A 16,676-nucleotide genomic window follows, 5' to 3' on the forward strand; every position below is an offset into this window, starting at 1 on the left:
TCTTTTGCACGGTACAAAGCCCCTTTCGTGATATCGATCCGGGGGTTTCATGCGCTTGCTGTTGCTGGCGTTCGTGGCGGGGTGCTGGCTGCTGCAGCAGCAGGGCGCGCTGCCGGGCCGGGCTGAATGGCTCGCCGGGATCGCTCTTGCCGGGATCGCGTTTGCCGGGTTGGCTGGCACGACATTGGCATCGGCATCGGCACGCCTGGGTGGTCGATGGACTCGGCACATGCGCCTGGCCGTTGGCGGCGCGTTGGTGCTGCTGGTCGGCCTGGGCTGGGCGGCGTGGCGTGCGGACGGCCGCATCGATCGCTGGCTGGCGCCGGAAATGGCGGGGCGCTATCTGGTGGTGGAGGGCATCGTGGCGGGCTTGCCCGACGCCGCACCGCACGGCAGCCGTTTCCTGTTCCGTGTCGAACAATGGCCGGACGACGACGCGGCGTGGCAACCACTGCCGGAACGGCTGCTGCTGACATGGCGCGACGTGCCGCCCGGTGACGCCGCCGTGCCCGGCGAGCAAGGCGGGCCCGACACCGCCGGGGCGCTGCGGCCGGGGCAGCGCTACCGCCTGACCGTGCGCCTGCGTCGTCCGCGCGGGTTGGCCAACCCACACGGCTTCGACTACGCGTACTGGCTGCTGGCCGACGGCGTGCATGCCACGGGCCATGTGCGCCACGGTACCGCGCTGGCCGCTGGCGGCCCGGTGCCGTGGCCGGTGCGTATCGCGATGTGGCGTGCCGGCCTTCGTGATCACCTGCGTGCCGCATTGCCTGCCGACGCGCGCTACGGGCCCGTACTGATCGCGCTGGTGATTGGCGATCAGCGGGGTATCGCGCAGGCGGACTGGGACATCTTCCGGCGCACTGGCATCTCGCATCTGGTCAGTATCTCGGGCCTGCATATCACGATGATCGCGGGCGCGGCGGGGGCGCTTGCGCGCACGCTGTGGCGGCGCTCGTTCGGGCTTGGGCGGCGGCTGCGCCGGCCGCTCCCGCTGCTGTGGCCGGCCCAGAAGGCAGCGCTGGTGGTGACCGTGCTGGCCGCCCTCGGTTATGGCTGGATCGCCGGCATGCAGATACCCGCGTTGCGCACCGTCGCGATGCTGGTCGTGGCTGCGCTGGCGCTGTGGAGCGGGCGGGCGACACCCGTGTCGGTGGTGCTGGCGTGGGCCGCCGGCATTGCGGTGGCAATCGATCCCTGGGCGGTCATGTCGCCGGGCTTCTGGCTGTCTTTCGGCGCTGTAGCGGTGATCTTTCTTCATGCGCGTGACCGTACGGAGGACAGGCAGCCGGAGGCGGGCGCGCATGGGGCGCGTGGACGCATGGCGCGGCTCTGCGCCAGTATTGCCGGTGCCGCGCGTACGCAGTGGGCCGTGACCATCGGGCTTGTGCCGCTGACGCTGCTGCTGTTTGGTCAGGTATCGCTGGTGTCCTGCGTGGCGAATGCGGTGGCGATTCCGGTCGTAAGCCTGCTCGTGACGCCGCTCGCGCTGGCCGGCGCCGCGCTGCCGGTGCAACTGGCCGCGCCATTGCTGGCCGTGGCGCACGTCGTGCTGGGCTGGCTGGTGGGCGGTCTGGCGTGGCTGGCCGCCCCGGCCTGGGCCGTGTGGGAAGCCGCGTATCCGGGCTGGTGGCGCACGGCGCTTGCCATCGGCGGGGTCTGGCTGCTGCTTGTGCCGCAGCGGCCGATGTGGCCGCGAACGGGGCGGCCGATGCCGCGCTGGGCGGGCGCAGGCCTGATGGTGCCGATGCTGGTGGCGGGGCGCGCTGCCGTGGACGAAGGCGAGATGCGCGTCACGGCGCTCGATGTCGGGCAGGGTACGGCGGTGCTGGTGGAAACGCGGCGCCATGCGCTGCTCTACGATGCGGGGCCGGCGTACGTGTCCGGGACCAGCGCCGGAGGGCAGGTTGTCGTGCCGTTCCTGCGCGCCTCGGGCATTCGGAGGCTCGATATGCTGATGGTCAGCCACGAAGATGCCGATCATGCCGGCGGCGTGCGTGATGTCATGCACGGGGTGCCGGTTGACTCGCGACTGACCGCCGGGCCGTCTGCGCACCGGCTGATGTCGGAGCCGGGCGGCCCAGGCTGGGACCCCTGTGTGAGCGGCGCGAACTGGCAGTGGGATGGGGTGCGGTTCGACGTCCTGCATCCCCAGGCGGAGGAGTTGGTCGCCGGCAGGCTCCAGAGCAATGCACGGAGTTGCGTATTGCGGGTGGCAACCGCGCACCGCAGCCTGTTGCTGACCGGCGATATCGGCGTGCGCGAGGAACTGGCGCTGATCGGGCGCCAGCCGCCGGAACTGCTGCGTGCCGATGTCCTGCTGGTGCCGCATCACGGCAGTGGCACGTCATCGCATGTGGCGTTCCTGCGGGCGGTGCGGCCAGAGGTGGCGATCTTCCAGCTCGGGTTTGCCAACCGCTACCGCCACCCGCGCGAAGACGTCTGGCGACGCTACGAGCGAGCGGGGATCGCGCGATATCGGACGGACGAAACCGGCGCCGTATCGATCATGACGTCGGACGAAGTGCTTGAGGTGGTGCCGTACCGGCAGCGATATCGCCGCTACTGGCGCGATGGGCCGCCGGCGCCGCGGTGATGCACGTCAACTGGCGCGCGCAGGGGCCTTGGCTGGTTTGGCTGGTTTGACTGGGGCGGCTGGTTTGGCTGGGGCGGCGGCTTTTGCGGCGGCCTTCCGGGCCCTGGCCGGTTTTTTGGCCGCTGGCCGGATGGCGTCGTCCCTTGCTGCTTCGTCGAGGTTGCCCGCCTGATCGTCGACCCCCGCATCGATTTGATCGGCCAGAGCGGCCGGTTCCGCACCGGCAATGCGGCGCTCGCGCAGATGGGCCTTGGCGCGCTGCAGTCCGCCCGCCACCGACTCGGCGCGCTCCAGTGCCACGCCGGCTGCCAGCACGTCGCCCAGCACCAGATGGCAGATGCGCGACGTCATCGGCGTATAGACCTCGCTGTCCTCCTCGACGTCGGAGAACACGCAGACGTCGGCCAGCCTGGCCAGTGGCGATCCGCTGTGAGTCAGCGCCAGGACACCCGCGCCGCTGCCGCGGGCCAGCGTGGCGGCGGCCAGCATGTCCCAGGTGCGGCCACTGTTCGAGACCAGTACGGCCACGTCGCCAGGGCGCAGCAGAGCGGCCGACATACTGAAGACGTGCGAGTCGGAATATGCCGTGGTGGGAATGCCCAGGCGGAAGAACTTGTGCTGGATATCAAGCGCGACGATGCCCGAGTTGCCGCAGCCGTAGAACTCGATGCGCCGCGCACTGGCGAGCAGGCGGATGGCGTGCTCGATCTGGTCGGCTGACAGCGCGTTGCGCACGGACATCAGCGTGGCGATGGTGCGGTCGAAGACCTTGCCGGCGATGTCGGCGGGGCGGTCGTTGACCTCCACGTCCTGGTGCACGAACGGCGTGCCGCCGCCCACGTTCTGGGCGAACTGGAGCTTGAATTCCTTGAAGCCGTCGTAGCCAAGCGCGGCACAGAAGCGCGCGATCGTCGGCTGCGAGACCCCGGCGCGTTCGGCCAGTTCCGGCATGGTCAGCCGGATGACGCTGGCGCCGTGGCGGGCCACATAGTCGGCCAGCCGGCGCTCGGACGGGCGTAGCGTGTCATAGACGGCAAGGATTCTGTCGCGCATGGTGAAGGTCGTGCGGGAAACGGTGCGTGGGAGTCGTGAGGGCGTAGCGCTACTGGCATCGCCTTGGAATTTGTAGAGATTCTACACACTCGGTGGGCGGATTCGCAGCCCCTGAAACCCGGTTTTCATCTCGGGATTTACCCGGATTTGCGCGCATAACGCCATTTCCGTGCAATGGCAAGGCTTCCGACGGTGCATTCGCCGTGGCTATAATGTAGAAAATCTACAGATTCGGTGGCCTATTGCGACGTGTTCTGACCTGTCGCGCGGTTGTCCGGATCGCCCCACGAGGATCCATTCCGCCATGACCCAAGCCGCCAAGGGCCACGTCCGTGCCGAAGTATCGGCCGTCACTGACCGCATCGTCGAACGCAGCCGCGCCAGCCGCGCCGCCTACCTGGCGCGCTGCGAGCGTGCCCAGCAGGACCTGGGCCCGCTGCGCGGCATGTCGTGCGCCAACCTGGCCCACGGCTACGCGGCGCTGCCCGCCGACGACAAGCTCAAGCTGCGCGTGGAACATGCGCCGAACCTGGGCATTGTCACCGCGTACAACGACATGCTGTCGGCGCACCAGCCGTACGAGCGTTATCCGGCCGTGATCCGCGAAGCCGCGCGTGCCGTCGGGGCCGTGGCGCAAGTGGCGGGCGGCGTGCCGGCGATGTGTGATGGCATCACGCAGGGCAATGCGGGCATGGAACTGTCGCTGTTCTCGCGCGATGCCATCGCCATGAGCACCGCCGTGGCGCTGTCGCACAACACGTTCGACGCCGCGCTGATGCTGGGCGTCTGCGACAAGATCGTGCCGGGCCTGCTGATGGGCGCGCTGCAGTTCGGCCACCTGCCGGTAGTGTTCGTGCCGGCCGGCCCGATGGCCACGGGGCTGTCGAACAAGGAAAAGGCGCGCGTGCGCCAGCTTTACGCCACGGGGCAGGTCGGGCGCGACGCACTGCTCGAAGCCGAATGCGCGGCCTACCATGGCGCCGGCACCTGCACGTTCTACGGCACGGCCAACAGCAACCAGTTCCTGATGGAAATCATGGGCCTGCACATGCCGGGCGCGGCGTTCGTGCATCCGGACAGCGGCCTGCGCGATGCGCTGACCACGGCGGCGGCGCAGCGCGCGCTGGCGCTGATCGCGCGCGGCCGCGAATACACGCCGCTGGCGCAGATCGTCGACGAGCGGGCCGTCGTCAATGCCATGGTTGGCCTGCTGGCTACGGGCGGTTCGACCAATCACACGATCCACCTGGTGGCGATGGCGCGTGCCGCCGGCATCCTGATCGACTGGAACGACTTCGACCGCCTGTCGGCCGTGACGCCGCTGCTGGCGCGTGTCTATCCGAACGGCTCGGCCGACGTGAACCATTTTCACGCGGCGGGCGGGGTGGCCTATGTGATCGGCCAGCTGCTGGAAGCCGGCCTGCTGCATGAGGATGTGAATACCGTGGTGGGCCGTGGGCTGGCGCGCTATACCGAAGAGCCGGTGATGACCGATGGCGCGCTGCGCTGGCGCGATGGCCCGACCGCCAGCGGCGATACGGCCGTGCTGGCGCCAGCATCGGCACCTTTCTCGGCAGAGGGCGGCTTGCGGCTGATGGCGGGCAACCTGGGGCGTGGCGTGATCAAGGTGTCCGCCGTGGCCGGCGAGCACCGCGTCGTGGAAGCCCCGGCGCGCGTGTTCGATTCGCAGGAGGCGCTGCAGGCCGCATTCGAGGCCGACGAACTCAATCGCGACGTGGTGGCAGTGGTGCGCTTCCAGGGCCCGAATGCCAACGGCATGCCCGAACTGCATCGGCTGACCCCGGCGCTGGGCGCGCTGCAAGACGCCGGCCACAAGGTGGCGCTGGTTACCGATGGCCGCATGTCGGGCGCGTCGGGCAAGGTGCCGGCCGTAATCCATGTGGGTCCCGAGGCACTTGTGGGCGGCGCGCTGGCCCGTGTGCGGGACGGCGACGTCATTCGCGTCGATGCACTGGCCGGTTGGCTCGAGCTGGTCGGCGACGCTGGCGTGCAGGCCGATTTCGCCGCGCGCACGCCGGCACCGGCACCGGCAGACGATTTCGCGAACTTCAGCATGGGCCGTGGCCTGTTCGGGCTGTTCCGGCGCCATGCCCGCATTGCCGAGGAGGGCGGCAGCGCGCTCGACCTGTCCGAGGCCGATGCCGCGCCGTCGGGCACGCCTGGCGCGGCTGTCAAAACCGCGTCCGCCGTCGCACAATAGCCGGACGTCCGGGCAGGCACCGACCCGCTCCGGCCAATCTTTCAGACATTCCGTATTCCCCGTGGCGCTGGCGCGCCGGGGCACCGCCGGGCCACGCCAGTGCGTGGTCGGCGGCTACCGACAAGGGTGGCAATACCACCCGACACCATGTTCGATGGAGCAGACATGATCTATATCCTGATGGGCGTTTCCGGCAGCGGCAAGACCACCGTGGGTCAGTTGCTGGCACAGCAACTGCACTGCGGCTTTCATGATGCCGACACCTTTCACAGCGAGGCCAACAAGGCCAAGATGCACGCCGGCGTGCCGCTGACCGACGAAGACCGCTGGCCCTGGCTGGCGGCCATGCGCGCGGCGATCGATGCCGCCCGCGCCGAGGGTCGCACCCACGTATTCACCTGTTCGGCGCTGCGCCAGACCTATCGCGACCGCCTGACCCCGCCCGATGGCGGCGTGACGTTCGTGTTCATGAAGGGCGACGCCGCCACGATCGGCGGCCGGCTGTCGGCCCGTTCGGACCACTTCTTCAATCCGGCGCTGCTGCAGAGCCAGTTCGAGACGCTGGAAGAGCCGCAGGACGCGCTGGTGCTGGATATCCGCCGCGCGCCCGAAGTCCTGGTCCAGGACATCCTGGCCAAGTGTCCGCCGGAATCCGCCTCCTGCGCGGGCCAGGCAAAGACCGCGCACTGACCTTGCACCATGGCCGGCCTGGCGTGGCTGGCAAGCATCTTGCTAAACCGTGTTGCGTACCGGCGCATGTCTTGTACATGCAACCCCTTGCGGGATTTGCCGGTGCGGATATGCTGGAAGAGTCGACTCGACGAGGCATCGATAAACGGGCGGCCGGCGGAAGTGCCGTGCAGCAAGGCCGAAGAGCAGTCACGCGGCACGGACCGCGGCAGGCGCCCATTTCCACGAAGGAGCGGCCATCATGGCGGCGCGGTTTTTCGACGAGATGCTGGAAGGGCGAGAGGACGGCACGGTAACGGCCGTCGAGGCCGGACAGGTGTTGCCGCCAGGGGCGGTCCGGTCCCACTACCGGAGTTTTGCGGACTGGCTGGGGCGGCAGTCCGCGGCGACGATGGACAACAAGCGCGCGGAGGCGGACCTGATCTTCCGGCGCGTGGGCATCACCTTCGCCGTCTACGGCGACAAGGACGAGTCCAACAGCGGCACCGAGCGGACCATCCCGTTCGACGTGATCCCGCGCGTGTTCCCGGCCAGTGAATGGGCCACGCTGGAGCGCGGCCTGCGGCAGCGGGTGGCGGCGCTGAACCGCTTCATCCACGACATCTATCACGGGCAGGACATTATCCGCGCCGGTGTGATCCCGCCTGACCAGATCTACAACAACGCCCAGTACCGGCCCGAGATGCTCGGCATCGACGTGCCGCGCGACATCTACGCGCATGTGGCCGGCATCGATGTGGTGCGCGCCGGCCAGGGCGAGTTCTACGTGCTGGAAGACAATCTGCGTGTGCCGTCGGGCGTGTCGTACATGCTGGAAAACCGCAAGATGATGATGCGGTTGTTCCCCGACCTGTTCGCGCGCAACCGCGTGGCGCCGGTGGCGCACTATCCCGACCTGCTGCTCGACATGCTGCGCAGCGTGTCGCCGCAGAACATTGCCGATCCCACCGTGGTGGTGCTCACGCCGGGCATGTACAACTCGGCCTACTTCGAGCATGCGTTCCTGGCCCAGCAGATGGGCGTGGAACTGGTGGAAGGCAGCGACCTGTTCGTGGAAGACGACCACCTCTACATGCGTACCACGCAGGGGCCGCAGCGCATCGACGTGATCTACCGCCGCGTGGACGACGACTTTCTCGATCCGCTTGTGTTCCGGCCAGATTCGACGCTGGGCGCGGCCGGGCTGCTGTCGGTCTATCGCGCCGGCAACGTGACGATCTCCAATGCCATCGGCACCGGCGTGGCCGACGACAAGTCGATCTATCCGTATGTGCCGGACATGATCCGCTTCTACCTGGGCGAAGAGGCCATCCTGTCGAACGTGCCCACCTACATGTGCCGGCGGCCGGACGACCTGCAATACGTGCTCGACCATATGGCCGACCTGGTGGTCAAGGAAACCCACGGCGCCGGCGGCTACGGCATGCTGGTGGGCCCGGCGGCGACGAAGGCCGAAATCGACCAGTTCCGCGAGGTGGTCAAGGCCCGGCCCGAGCAGTACATCGCCCAGCCTACGCTGGCGCTGTCCACGTGCCCGACCTATGTGGAATCGGGCATCGCGCCGCGCCATATCGACCTGCGGCCGTTCGTGCTGTCGGGCAAGGAAGTGCGCATGGTGCCGGGCGGCCTGACCCGCGTGGCGCTGCGCGAGGGGTCGCTGGTGGTGAATTCCTCGCAGGGCGGCGGCACCAAGGACACCTGGGTGCTGGAACGCTGAAGCCGAACACACTGATCGCCGGGAGACCCCATCATGCTGAGCCGTACCGCCGACCACCTGTTCTGGATGGCCCGCTACACCGAGCGTGCGGAAAACACCGCGCGCATGCTCGACGTCAACTACCAGACCTCGCTGCTGCCGCAGTCGGCCGAAGTGGCCGAGCAGGGCTGGTGGGCGATGCTCGATATCTCCGAACTGACTCAGGCCTACGACCACAAGTACGGCCTGCTGCACCGTGACGACGTGATCGATTTCATGGTGCGCGACATGACCAACCCGTCGTCGATCATGAGCTGCCTGCGTGCGGCGCGCGAGAATGCGAGGGCGGTGCGGGGGTCGCTGACGACCGAGGTCTGGGAGACAATCAACACCACGTGGCTGGACGTGCAGCGCATGATCGCCGATGGCGAACTGCGCGATGACCCGTCGCGCTTCTTCGAATGGGTCAAGTTCCGTTCGCACCTGGCGCGCGGCGTGCAGTTCGGCACGATGCTCAAGGACGACGCGTTCCACTTCATGCGCCTGGGCACGTTCCTGGAGCGCGCCGACAACACGGCGCGGATCCTGGACGTCAAGTTCCAGGCGTCGGGCCGCGACGACAGCGATCCGAACCGCGAGCAGAACGACTTCTACCACTGGGCAGCCGTGCTGCGGTCGGTGTCGGGCTTCGAGGTTTACCGCAAGATCTACCGCGCCGTGATCACGCCGCAGCGCGTGGCCGAGCTGTTGGTCCTGCGGCCGGACATGCCGCGCTCGCTGGTGTCGAGCATGGACGAAGTGGTGGCGATCCTGGCGCTGGTTTCCAACCAGCAATCGTCGGAGACCGAGCGCCAGGCTGGTAAACTCCACGCCGACCTCAAATACGCGCGCATCGACGATATCTTTGCCGTCGGGCTGCACGCGTACCTGACCAGCTTCCTGGAGCGCATCGGCGATCTCGGCAATGGCATCAGCCGGGATTTCCTCGTGCCGTTGCAGGCCGCCTGAATCGTCTTGCATGTGCCCGATGCGTCATGCATCGGGCCAGTGAAGCACCGGCAGGTGCCGTGCCGGGCGCGCGATACGCATCGTGAAATACAGGATCCACCACAAGACCGTCTACCAATACACCGAACCGGTGCGCCGCAGCGTGCATGAACTGCGGCTGGCCCCGCGCTCGGGGCCGCTGCAGTCGGTGCAGGACTGGCAACTTTCGGCGCCGGGCAACCTGACCGAGGCGCGCGACGGCTTCGGCAATATCGTCCACAACTTCACCATGGCCGGCCCGGCCCGCACCATCGCCATTACCGCTACCGGCGAGGTGGAAGTGCAGGGCGGTGCGGGCCAACATGGCGGCCACCACGCTTTCGTCGATCAGCCAGATTCGGGCGAGTCACGCGTGTCGCCGCTGTATTTTGTGTCGACTACGCCGCTTACGCAGGCCCCGCACGGCATGCAGGCGTTTGCGGCGCCCTATGTGGCGGCCGGCCACGACCTGTCGGCATTGCTGGCCCTGGCGGGTGGCATTGCCGACCGTGTGCGCTACAAGGCCAATACGACCAATGTCGGCACGTCGGCCGCGCAGGCTTTCCAGCTGGGCAGCGGCGTATGCCAGGACCAGGCGCAGGTGATGGTGGCCGCCTGCCGCGCGCTGGGCATCCCGGCTCGCTATGTCAGTGGCTACTTCTATGATCCGGCCGCCACGGCGCTCGCCAGCCATGCCTGGGCCGATGTCTGCCTGGACGCCGGCCGAGGCCTCTGGTGCAGTATCGACGTGACGCACCGCTGTGTGACAGACGCACGCCATGTGCGGCTCGCCGTGGGGCGTGACTACGCCTCCGCCGCACCAATCCGGGGCATCCTGGAGGGCGGTGCCGGCGAAACGCTCGACGTCGATATTGCGATTACGGCCGCTGCCTGAGCGGCCGGTCCGGCCATTCAAACGGCGTAGCGTTTTGCCGAGCGGCTAGAATGCAAATTTGCCGCCTCTCCAGCGGCGCCCCCCAAAAAAGACACCTGTTCATGACGTACTGCGTAGCGATGCGACTGGATGCCGGTCTGGTATTCCTGTCCGATTCCCGAACCAATGCCGGGGTGGATGCGATTTCCACCGCGCGCAAGATGACGGTCTTCGAAGAGCCGGGCGATCGCGTGCTGGTGCTGATGACGGCCGGCAACCTGGCGATCAGCCAGTCGGTGCGGCAACTGCTGGCCGAGGCGCGCGACGAGAAGCGGTCGCTGTGGACGGCCCGCGACATGTTCGAAGCCGCCACGATCGTCGGCGACGCCGTGCGCGCCGTGCACAAGCGCGATGCCCACGCGCTGCGCGAGGCCGGCATCGACTTCAATGTCAGCATGATCTTCGGCGGCCAGATCCGCGGCGAGCGCACGCGGCTGTTCAATATCTATGCGGCTGGCAATTTCGTCGAGGCGTCGCCCGAGAACTGCTACTTCCAGATTGGCGAGGCCAAGTACGGCAAGCCGATCGTCGACCGCGTGGTGTCGCCGTCGCTGCCGCTGGGCGAGGCTGCCAAGTGCGCACTGATCTCGATGGATTCGACGCTCAAGTCGAATATCTCGGTAGGCCTGCCGCTGGACCTGCTGGTGTACGAAGCCGATTCGCTGCGCGTGACGCGCTTCGTCAACATCGACGAGAAGAACGCCTACTTCCGCATGATCCGGGACACCTGGGGCCAGCGTCTGCGCCAGGTGTTCGGCGAGATATGCAATCCCGAATGGGATGCTGGCCAGCCGGCGGAGTTTCCGCTGGCACGCGACGAGGCAGACCGCTGGGGCCAGCCCGTGCGGGCACGCCGCGAGCGGTAGAGGGAAACGTCTACCCCATTCGCGCCGGGGTGGGCGTCGAACGGCGGGGTGCCGCAGTACACTTTGCGGCGACTGCCACATTCCCATTGCATTTGTCTCATGCGCGACATCCTGCTGTTCTCCCACGCCAACGGATTTCCCGTCTCCACGTACCGCAAGCTGTTCGGTGCGCTGGACGATGCGTTCGAGATCCGCGCCGTCGAACGCTACGGCCACGATCCCAGGTATCCGGTCACGCGCGAATGGCCCAATCTGGTGGACGAACTACTACGCGAAATTGAACGGGCCCGCCGCGAGGGTGCGGATGACCGCAAGGTCTGGCTGGTCGGCCACTCGCTGGGGGGCTTCCTGTCGCTGATGGCCGCGCTGCGCGAGCCGCAGCGCGTGCGCGGCGTGGTGATGCTCGATTCGCCGATCATCGCCGGGTGGCGGGCGTCGCTGCTGCGCGCCTCGCAGGTGCTGGGCCTGGACGAGAAACCCAGCCCGGCCGCCGTGACCAAGAACCGCCGCACGCACTGGCCCGACACCGAATCGGTCTGGACCCATTTCCAGGCCAAGCGCAATTTCCAGGTGTGGGACCCCGATGTGCTGCGCGACTACGCCGAGCACGGCACCGAGCCGACCGGTCGCGCCGCCGAGCGGCGCCTGCGTTTCGATCGCGACGTGGAATACCGCATCTATCGCACGCTGCCCACCAGCCTGGGCCGGCGCGTGGCGCATGGCGCGCCGGTGCCGGTGGGGTTTATCGCCGGCACGAAGTCGCGCGAGGTCAGGCAGGTGGGGCTGGGCGCCACGCGCAAGCTCGTGGGCGACCGCCTGCGCTTCATGGAAGGCGGGCACCTTTATCCGATGGAGCGCCCGCTGGAGACCGCCGGCACCGTGCGCGAGCTGATCGGCCAGATGCGCGAGAGCGGTCACTGACAACTGGTTCGCCGTGGAGCGGCGCATGCGCCGCAGGGGCGGGGCAGGGCGCGCGAACACAGTGATGTCACAAAATCCGGGTCGGCGGCGGACGGGCTCTCATGTATAATCCCGATTTCCCCGGCAAGCTCGGTTTATGACCAAATTCGTCTTCGTCACCGGTGGCGTCGTCTCTTCTCTCGGCAAGGGCATCGCTGCTGCTTCGCTCGCGGCTATTCTCGAGTCGCGCGGCCTCAAAGTCACCCTCCTCAAGCTCGATCCCTACATCAATGTCGACCCCGGCACGATGAGCCCTTTCCAGCATGGCGAGGTGTTCGTGACCGAGGATGGCGCCGAAACTGACCTTGATCTGGGTCACTACGAGCGCTTCGTGTCGGCCAAGATGCGCAAGTCGAACAACTTCACGACTGGCCAGATCTATGAGTCGGTGATCCGCAAGGAGCGCCGCGGCGAGTACCTCGGCAAGACCGTGCAGGTGATTCCGCATATCACCAACGAGATCCAGGCATTCGTGGAACGTGGCGCGGCCGCCTCGCACGACGGCAAGGCCGACGTGGCACTGGTGGAAATCGGCGGTACGGTGGGCGATATCGAATCGCTGCCGTTCCTGGAAGCCGCCCGCCAGATGAGCCTGCGCATGGGCCGCAACCACTGTGCATTCGTTCACCTCACGCTGGTGCCGTTCATCGCCAGCGCCGGCGAGCTGAAGACCAAGCCGACCCAGCACTCGGTGCAGAAGCTGCGTGAGATCGGTATTTCGCCGACCGCGCTGCTGTGCCGCGCCGACCGTCCGATCCCGGACGACGAGCGCGCCAAGATTTCGCTGTTCGCCAATATTCCGCAGGACGCCGTGATTTCGGTGTGGGATGCCGACAGCATCTACAAGATCCCGCAGATGCTCAACGAGCAGGGCCTGGACCGCCTGATCTGCGAGGAACTGCGCCTGGATCCGAAGCCGGCCGACCTGTCGATGTGGCAGAAGCTGGTCAACGCGCAGGAAAACCCGCAGCACGAGATCACGATCGGCATGGTCGGCAAGTATGTCGACCTGACCGAGTCGTACAAGTCGCTGATCGAGGCACTGCGCCACGCCGGCATGCACACCGCCACGCGCGTCAATATCGAGTACATCGATTCCGAGGAACTGGAATCGGGTCACCTCGAAGTGCTGCAGCCGCTGGACGCCATCCTGGTGCCGGGCGGTTTCGGCAAGCGCGGTACGGAAGGCAAGATCCGCGCGATCCAGTACGCCCGCGAGAACAAGGTGCCGTACCTGGGCATCTGCCTGGGCATGCAGCTGGCCGTGATCGAGTTCGCCCGCGACGTGGCAGGCATGAAAGACGCCAACTCGACCGAATTCAACCTCGAGACCGAGCACCCGGTGGTGGCACTGATCACCGAATGGCTCGATCGCGAGGGCAAGGTGGAACAGCGTTCGGCCGAATCCGACCTGGGCGGCACGATGCGCCTGGGCGCGCAACGCGTGCCCATCCAGGCTGGCACCAAGGCTGCGCAGATCTATGGCGCCGAAGTCAACGAGCGTCACCGCCATCGCTACGAGGTCAACAATCACTACGTGCCCCAGCTCGAAAAGGCCGGCATGGTGATCTCGGCCCGTACGCCGACCGAAAACCTGCCGGAAATGATGGAGCTGCCCGAGTCGATGCACCCGTGGTTCGTGGGCGTGCAGTTCCACCCGGAATTCACGTCGACCCCGCGTGACGGCCACCCGCTGTTCAAGGCCTACGTGGAAGCCGCGCTGGCTTCGCAGCAGCGCAAGGGCGCCTGACGCGCCGCGACGAAGGAGACAAGCCATGAAACTGTGTGGATTCGACGTCGGCCTCGACAAGCCGTTCTTCCTGATCGCCGGCCCATGTGTCATCGAGTCCGAACAGATGGCGCTGGACACCGCCGGCGAGCTCAAGCAGATCACCGGCGAACTGGGCATTCCGTTCATCTACAAGTCGTCGTTCGACAAGGCCAACCGGTCGTCGGGCAAGTCGTTCCGTGGTCTCGGCATGGAAAAGGGTCTGGAGATCCTGGCCACCGTGAAGCGCGAAATCGGCGTGCCCGTGCTGACGGACATCCACGAAATCGACGAGATCAAGCCCGTCGCCGCCGTGGTGGACGTGCTGCAGACGCCGGCTTTCCTGTGCCGCCAGACCGATTTCATCCGTGCGTGCGCCCAGAGCGGACGCCCGGTGAACATCAAGAAGGGCCAGTTCCTGGCGCCGCACGACATGAAAAACGTGATCGACAAGGCGCGTGATGCGGCCCGCGAGGCCGGTCTGCCCGATGACGTGTTCATGGCCTGCGAACGTGGCGTCTCCTTCGGCTACAACAACCTGGTGTCGGACATGCGCTCGCTGGCGATCATGCGCGAGACCGGTGCCCCGGTGGTGTTCGATGCCACCCACTCGGTGCAGTTGCCGGGCGGCCAGGGCACCAGCTCGGGCGGCCAGCGCGAGTTCGTGCCGGTGCTGTCGCGTGCCGCGGTGGCGACCGGCGTGGCGGGCCTGTTCATGGAAACCCATCCAGACCCGAGCAAGGCCATGTCCGACGGCCCGAACGCGGTGCCGCTGTCGCGAATGAAGGAACTGCTGGCCGTGCTGAAAGACCTGGATACCCTGGTCAAGCGCGCCGGCTTCCTCGAAGACAACTTCGGCTGGCCGGCCTGCGCCTGATCCAGCCCGCAGTACCCGCCGCCCGCGCCTGTCGCGGGCGGTGTCGCTTCCAGCTGTGTCAATTCCGGTGAGGCTAAATCAACCTTGACGCACTGGTATCGAAAGACAATACAAAAGATTCGGAGATAGCGTATGGCCGCCGGCCTTATCATCGCGTACGTCGACGTGACGGATCCCCAGCAGTACGAGCAGTACAAGGTGCTTTCCTCGCGGGCCATGCAGGCCCACGGCGCGGAAGTGCTGGTGCGGGGCGGCAAGACCGAGCCGCTCGAGGGGCAATGGGCGCCGACGCGCGTGGTGGTGCTTAAATTCCCGAGCTACGAGGCCGCGAAGGCCTTTTACGCCAGCGAGGAATACCTGGCGGCCCGCCAATCCCGCGAGCATGCCGCAAAGATGAACATGATCGTCGTGGAAGGTGTCTGAGACTTCCACCCGTCATCTGGCACGTAGAAGATTCACGAAGATTCAACAGTCCTGAGAGGAAATATGAGTGCAATCGTAGATATCATCGGTCGCGAGGTGCTGGACTCGCGCGGCAATCCCACGGTCGAGTGCGACGTGCTGCTGGAATCCGGCGTGATGGGCCGTGCCGCCGTGCCGTCGGGTGCATCGACCGGCTCGCGCGAAGCCATCGAACTGCGTGACGGCGACAAGTCGCGCTACCTGGGCAAGGGCGTGCTGAAGGCCGTCGAGCACATCAACACCGAAATCTCCGAAGCCATCATGGGCCTGGACGCTTCCGAGCAGGCGTTCCTGGACCGCACGCTGATCGAACTGGACGGCACCGAGAACAAGGGCCGCCTGGGCGCCAACGCCATGCTGGCCGTGTCGATGGCCGTGGCCAAGGCCGCTGCCGAAGAGGCTGGCCTGCCGCTGTACCGCTATTTCGGCGGTTCGGGTGCGATGCAGATGCCGGTGCCGATGATGAACATCGTCAACGGTGGCGCGCACGCCAACAACAGCCTGGACATCCAGGAATTCATGATCATGCCCGTGTCGCAGACCAGCTTCCGTGAAGCCCTGCGTTGCGGCGCCGAAGTGTTCCACGCACTGAAGAAGATCCTGGCCGACAAGGGCATGTCGACGGCCGTGGGCGACGAGGGCGGTTTCGCCCCGAACTTCTCGTCGAACGAGGAATGCCTGAACACCATCGTGCAGGCGGTCGAGAAGGCCGGCTACAAGATGGGCGAGGACGTGCTGCTGGCGCTGGACTGCGCCGCCAGCGAGTTCTACCACGAGGCAGAGGACGTCTACGCGCTCGAAGGCGAAGGCCTGAAGCTGACGTCGACGCAATTCGCCGACTACCTGGCCAACCTGTGCGACAAGTTCCCGATCGTGTCGATCGAGGACGGCATGGCCGAAGGCGACTGGGAAGGCTGGAAGACGCTGACCGAGAAGCTCGGCAAGCGCGTGCAGCTGGTGGGTGACGACCTGTTCGTGACCAACACCAAGATCCTGAAGGAAGGCATCGAGCGCGGCATCGGCAACTCGATCCTGATCAAGATCAACCAGATTGGTACGCTGACCGAGACGTTCGCCGCCATCGAGATGGCCAAGCGCGCCGGCTACACCGCCGTGATCTCGCACCGTTCGGGTGAGACCGAGGACAGCACGATCGCCGACATCGCCGTGGGCACCAACGCTGGTCAGATCAAGACCGGCTCGCTGTCGCGTTCGGATCGTATCGCCAAGTACAACCAGCTGATCCGCATCGAGGAAGATCTGGGCGATATCGCCACGTACCCGGGCAAGAGCGCGTTCTACAACCTGCGCTGATGCCCTGAGCCTGCGGGCGGCCCGTGCCGCCGGCAAGCCGAAAAAAACGCCGCGTCCGGCTCGCCGGGGCGGCGTTTTTTGCTGTCTGGTGTGGCGATTGTGCCGATACCTGGTGCCAGACGCACCGTTGTTGCGCTTTGTAGCGTCTTTTGTTTTGCAATCTGCGGCCGCATGATGGATCATTGGTGCCCATCGGAAACCTCCGACCCTGTC

The 16,676-nt window shown here is 66.6% G+C and carries 13 protein-coding genes; 12 read left to right on the forward strand and 1 reads right to left on the reverse strand.

Annotated features, from left to right (window positions below; genetic code table 11):
• Window positions 1-49 precede the first annotated feature (49 nt).
• Window positions 50-2,596, forward strand: coding sequence for a DNA internalization-related competence protein ComEC/Rec2 (locus tag ACOABP_RS14250; RefSeq protein ID WP_474225700.1), 2,547 nt, complete (start codon window positions 50-52; stop codon window positions 2,594-2,596).
• Between the two features lie 6 nt (window positions 2,597-2,602).
• On the opposite strand, the gene ACOABP_RS14255 is transcribed toward ACOABP_RS14250, so the two are convergent.
• Window positions 2,603-3,649, reverse strand: coding sequence for a MurR/RpiR family transcriptional regulator (locus tag ACOABP_RS14255; RefSeq protein ID WP_474225701.1), 1,047 nt, complete (start codon window positions 3,647-3,649; stop codon window positions 2,603-2,605).
• 304 nt (window positions 3,650-3,953) lie between these two features.
• On the opposite strand from ACOABP_RS14255, the gene edd reads away from it, so the two are divergent.
• The 11 genes from edd (at window position 3,954) to eno (ending at window position 16,463) form a co-directional block, all read left to right on the forward strand.
• Window positions 3,954-5,870: a phosphogluconate dehydratase gene (gene edd, locus ACOABP_RS14260; RefSeq protein WP_474225702.1), complete on the forward strand. Its 1,917-nt coding sequence runs from the start codon at window positions 3,954-3,956 to the stop codon at window positions 5,868-5,870.
• 165 nt (window positions 5,871-6,035) lie between these two features.
• On the forward strand, window positions 6,036-6,560 hold the full coding sequence (locus ACOABP_RS14265) for a gluconokinase (protein WP_474225703.1): 525 nt from the start codon (window positions 6,036-6,038) through the stop codon (window positions 6,558-6,560).
• Window positions 6,561-6,801: 241 nt separating this feature from the next.
• Window positions 6,802-8,277 (forward strand): circularly permuted type 2 ATP-grasp protein, encoded by a 1,476-nt coding sequence (locus ACOABP_RS14270; RefSeq protein WP_066738796.1) that lies wholly within the window; start codon window positions 6,802-6,804, stop codon window positions 8,275-8,277.
• A gap of 33 nt (window positions 8,278-8,310) precedes the next feature.
• A complete protein-coding gene (locus ACOABP_RS14275) occupies window positions 8,311-9,264 on the forward strand; it encodes an alpha-E domain-containing protein (RefSeq protein ID WP_066738794.1) in 954 nt (317 codons plus the stop codon).
• Between the two features lie 82 nt (window positions 9,265-9,346).
• Window positions 9,347-10,177, forward strand: a complete 831-nt coding sequence (locus ACOABP_RS14280) for a transglutaminase family protein (RefSeq protein WP_474225704.1) — start codon at window positions 9,347-9,349, stop codon at window positions 10,175-10,177.
• Window positions 10,178-10,278: 101 nt separating this feature from the next.
• A complete protein-coding gene (locus ACOABP_RS14285) occupies window positions 10,279-11,082 on the forward strand; it encodes a proteasome-type protease (protein WP_066738792.1) in 804 nt (267 codons plus the stop codon).
• A 99-nt stretch (window positions 11,083-11,181) separates the two neighbouring features.
• Window positions 11,182-12,003, forward strand: a complete 822-nt coding sequence (locus tag ACOABP_RS14290) for an alpha/beta fold hydrolase (protein WP_474225705.1) — start codon at window positions 11,182-11,184, stop codon at window positions 12,001-12,003.
• 136 nt (window positions 12,004-12,139) lie between these two features.
• A complete protein-coding gene (locus ACOABP_RS14295; RefSeq protein ID WP_066738788.1) occupies window positions 12,140-13,792 on the forward strand; it encodes a CTP synthase in 1,653 nt (550 codons plus the stop codon).
• 25 nt (window positions 13,793-13,817) lie between these two features.
• Entirely contained in the window at window positions 13,818-14,687 is an 870-nt protein-coding gene (gene kdsA / locus ACOABP_RS14300) for a 3-deoxy-8-phosphooctulonate synthase (RefSeq protein WP_066738786.1), read from the forward strand.
• A gap of 132 nt (window positions 14,688-14,819) precedes the next feature.
• Window positions 14,820-15,110, forward strand: a complete 291-nt coding sequence (locus ACOABP_RS14305) for a DUF1330 domain-containing protein (RefSeq protein WP_066738785.1) — start codon at window positions 14,820-14,822, stop codon at window positions 15,108-15,110.
• A gap of 63 nt (window positions 15,111-15,173) precedes the next feature.
• Window positions 15,174-16,463 carry a phosphopyruvate hydratase gene (gene eno / locus ACOABP_RS14310; RefSeq protein WP_066738783.1) on the forward strand — a complete coding sequence of 430 codons (1,290 nt, stop codon included), beginning with the start codon at window positions 15,174-15,176 and terminating at the stop codon, window positions 16,461-16,463.
• The last annotated feature ends 213 nt before the right edge of the window (window positions 16,464-16,676 follow it).

It is taken from the genome of Cupriavidus sp. HE11, from assembly GCF_056097175.1.

Bases quoted from the DNA above. Each gene is read 5' to 3' on its own strand.
- ACOABP_RS14250 (WP_474225700.1), top strand. From the start codon at position 50: ATGCGCTTGCTGTTGCTGGCGTTCGTGGCGGGGTGCTGGCTGCTGCAG.
- ACOABP_RS14255 (WP_474225701.1), bottom strand. From the start codon at position 3,649: ATGCGCGACAGAATCCTTGCCGTCTATGACACGCTACGCCCGTCCGAG.
- edd (WP_474225702.1), top strand. From the start codon at position 3,954: ATGACCCAAGCCGCCAAGGGCCACGTCCGTGCCGAAGTATCGGCCGTC.
- ACOABP_RS14265 (WP_474225703.1), top strand. From the start codon at position 6,036: ATGATCTATATCCTGATGGGCGTTTCCGGCAGCGGCAAGACCACCGTG.
- ACOABP_RS14270 (WP_066738796.1), top strand. From the start codon at position 6,802: ATGGCGGCGCGGTTTTTCGACGAGATGCTGGAAGGGCGAGAGGACGGC.
- ACOABP_RS14275 (WP_066738794.1), top strand. From the start codon at position 8,311: ATGCTGAGCCGTACCGCCGACCACCTGTTCTGGATGGCCCGCTACACC.
- ACOABP_RS14285 (WP_066738792.1), top strand. From the start codon at position 10,279: ATGACGTACTGCGTAGCGATGCGACTGGATGCCGGTCTGGTATTCCTG.
- ACOABP_RS14290 (WP_474225705.1), top strand. From the start codon at position 11,182: ATGCGCGACATCCTGCTGTTCTCCCACGCCAACGGATTTCCCGTCTCC.
- ACOABP_RS14295 (WP_066738788.1), top strand. From the start codon at position 12,140: ATGACCAAATTCGTCTTCGTCACCGGTGGCGTCGTCTCTTCTCTCGGC.
- kdsA (WP_066738786.1), top strand. From the start codon at position 13,818: ATGAAACTGTGTGGATTCGACGTCGGCCTCGACAAGCCGTTCTTCCTG.
- ACOABP_RS14305 (WP_066738785.1), top strand. From the start codon at position 14,820: ATGGCCGCCGGCCTTATCATCGCGTACGTCGACGTGACGGATCCCCAG.
- eno (WP_066738783.1), top strand. From the start codon at position 15,174: ATGAGTGCAATCGTAGATATCATCGGTCGCGAGGTGCTGGACTCGCGC.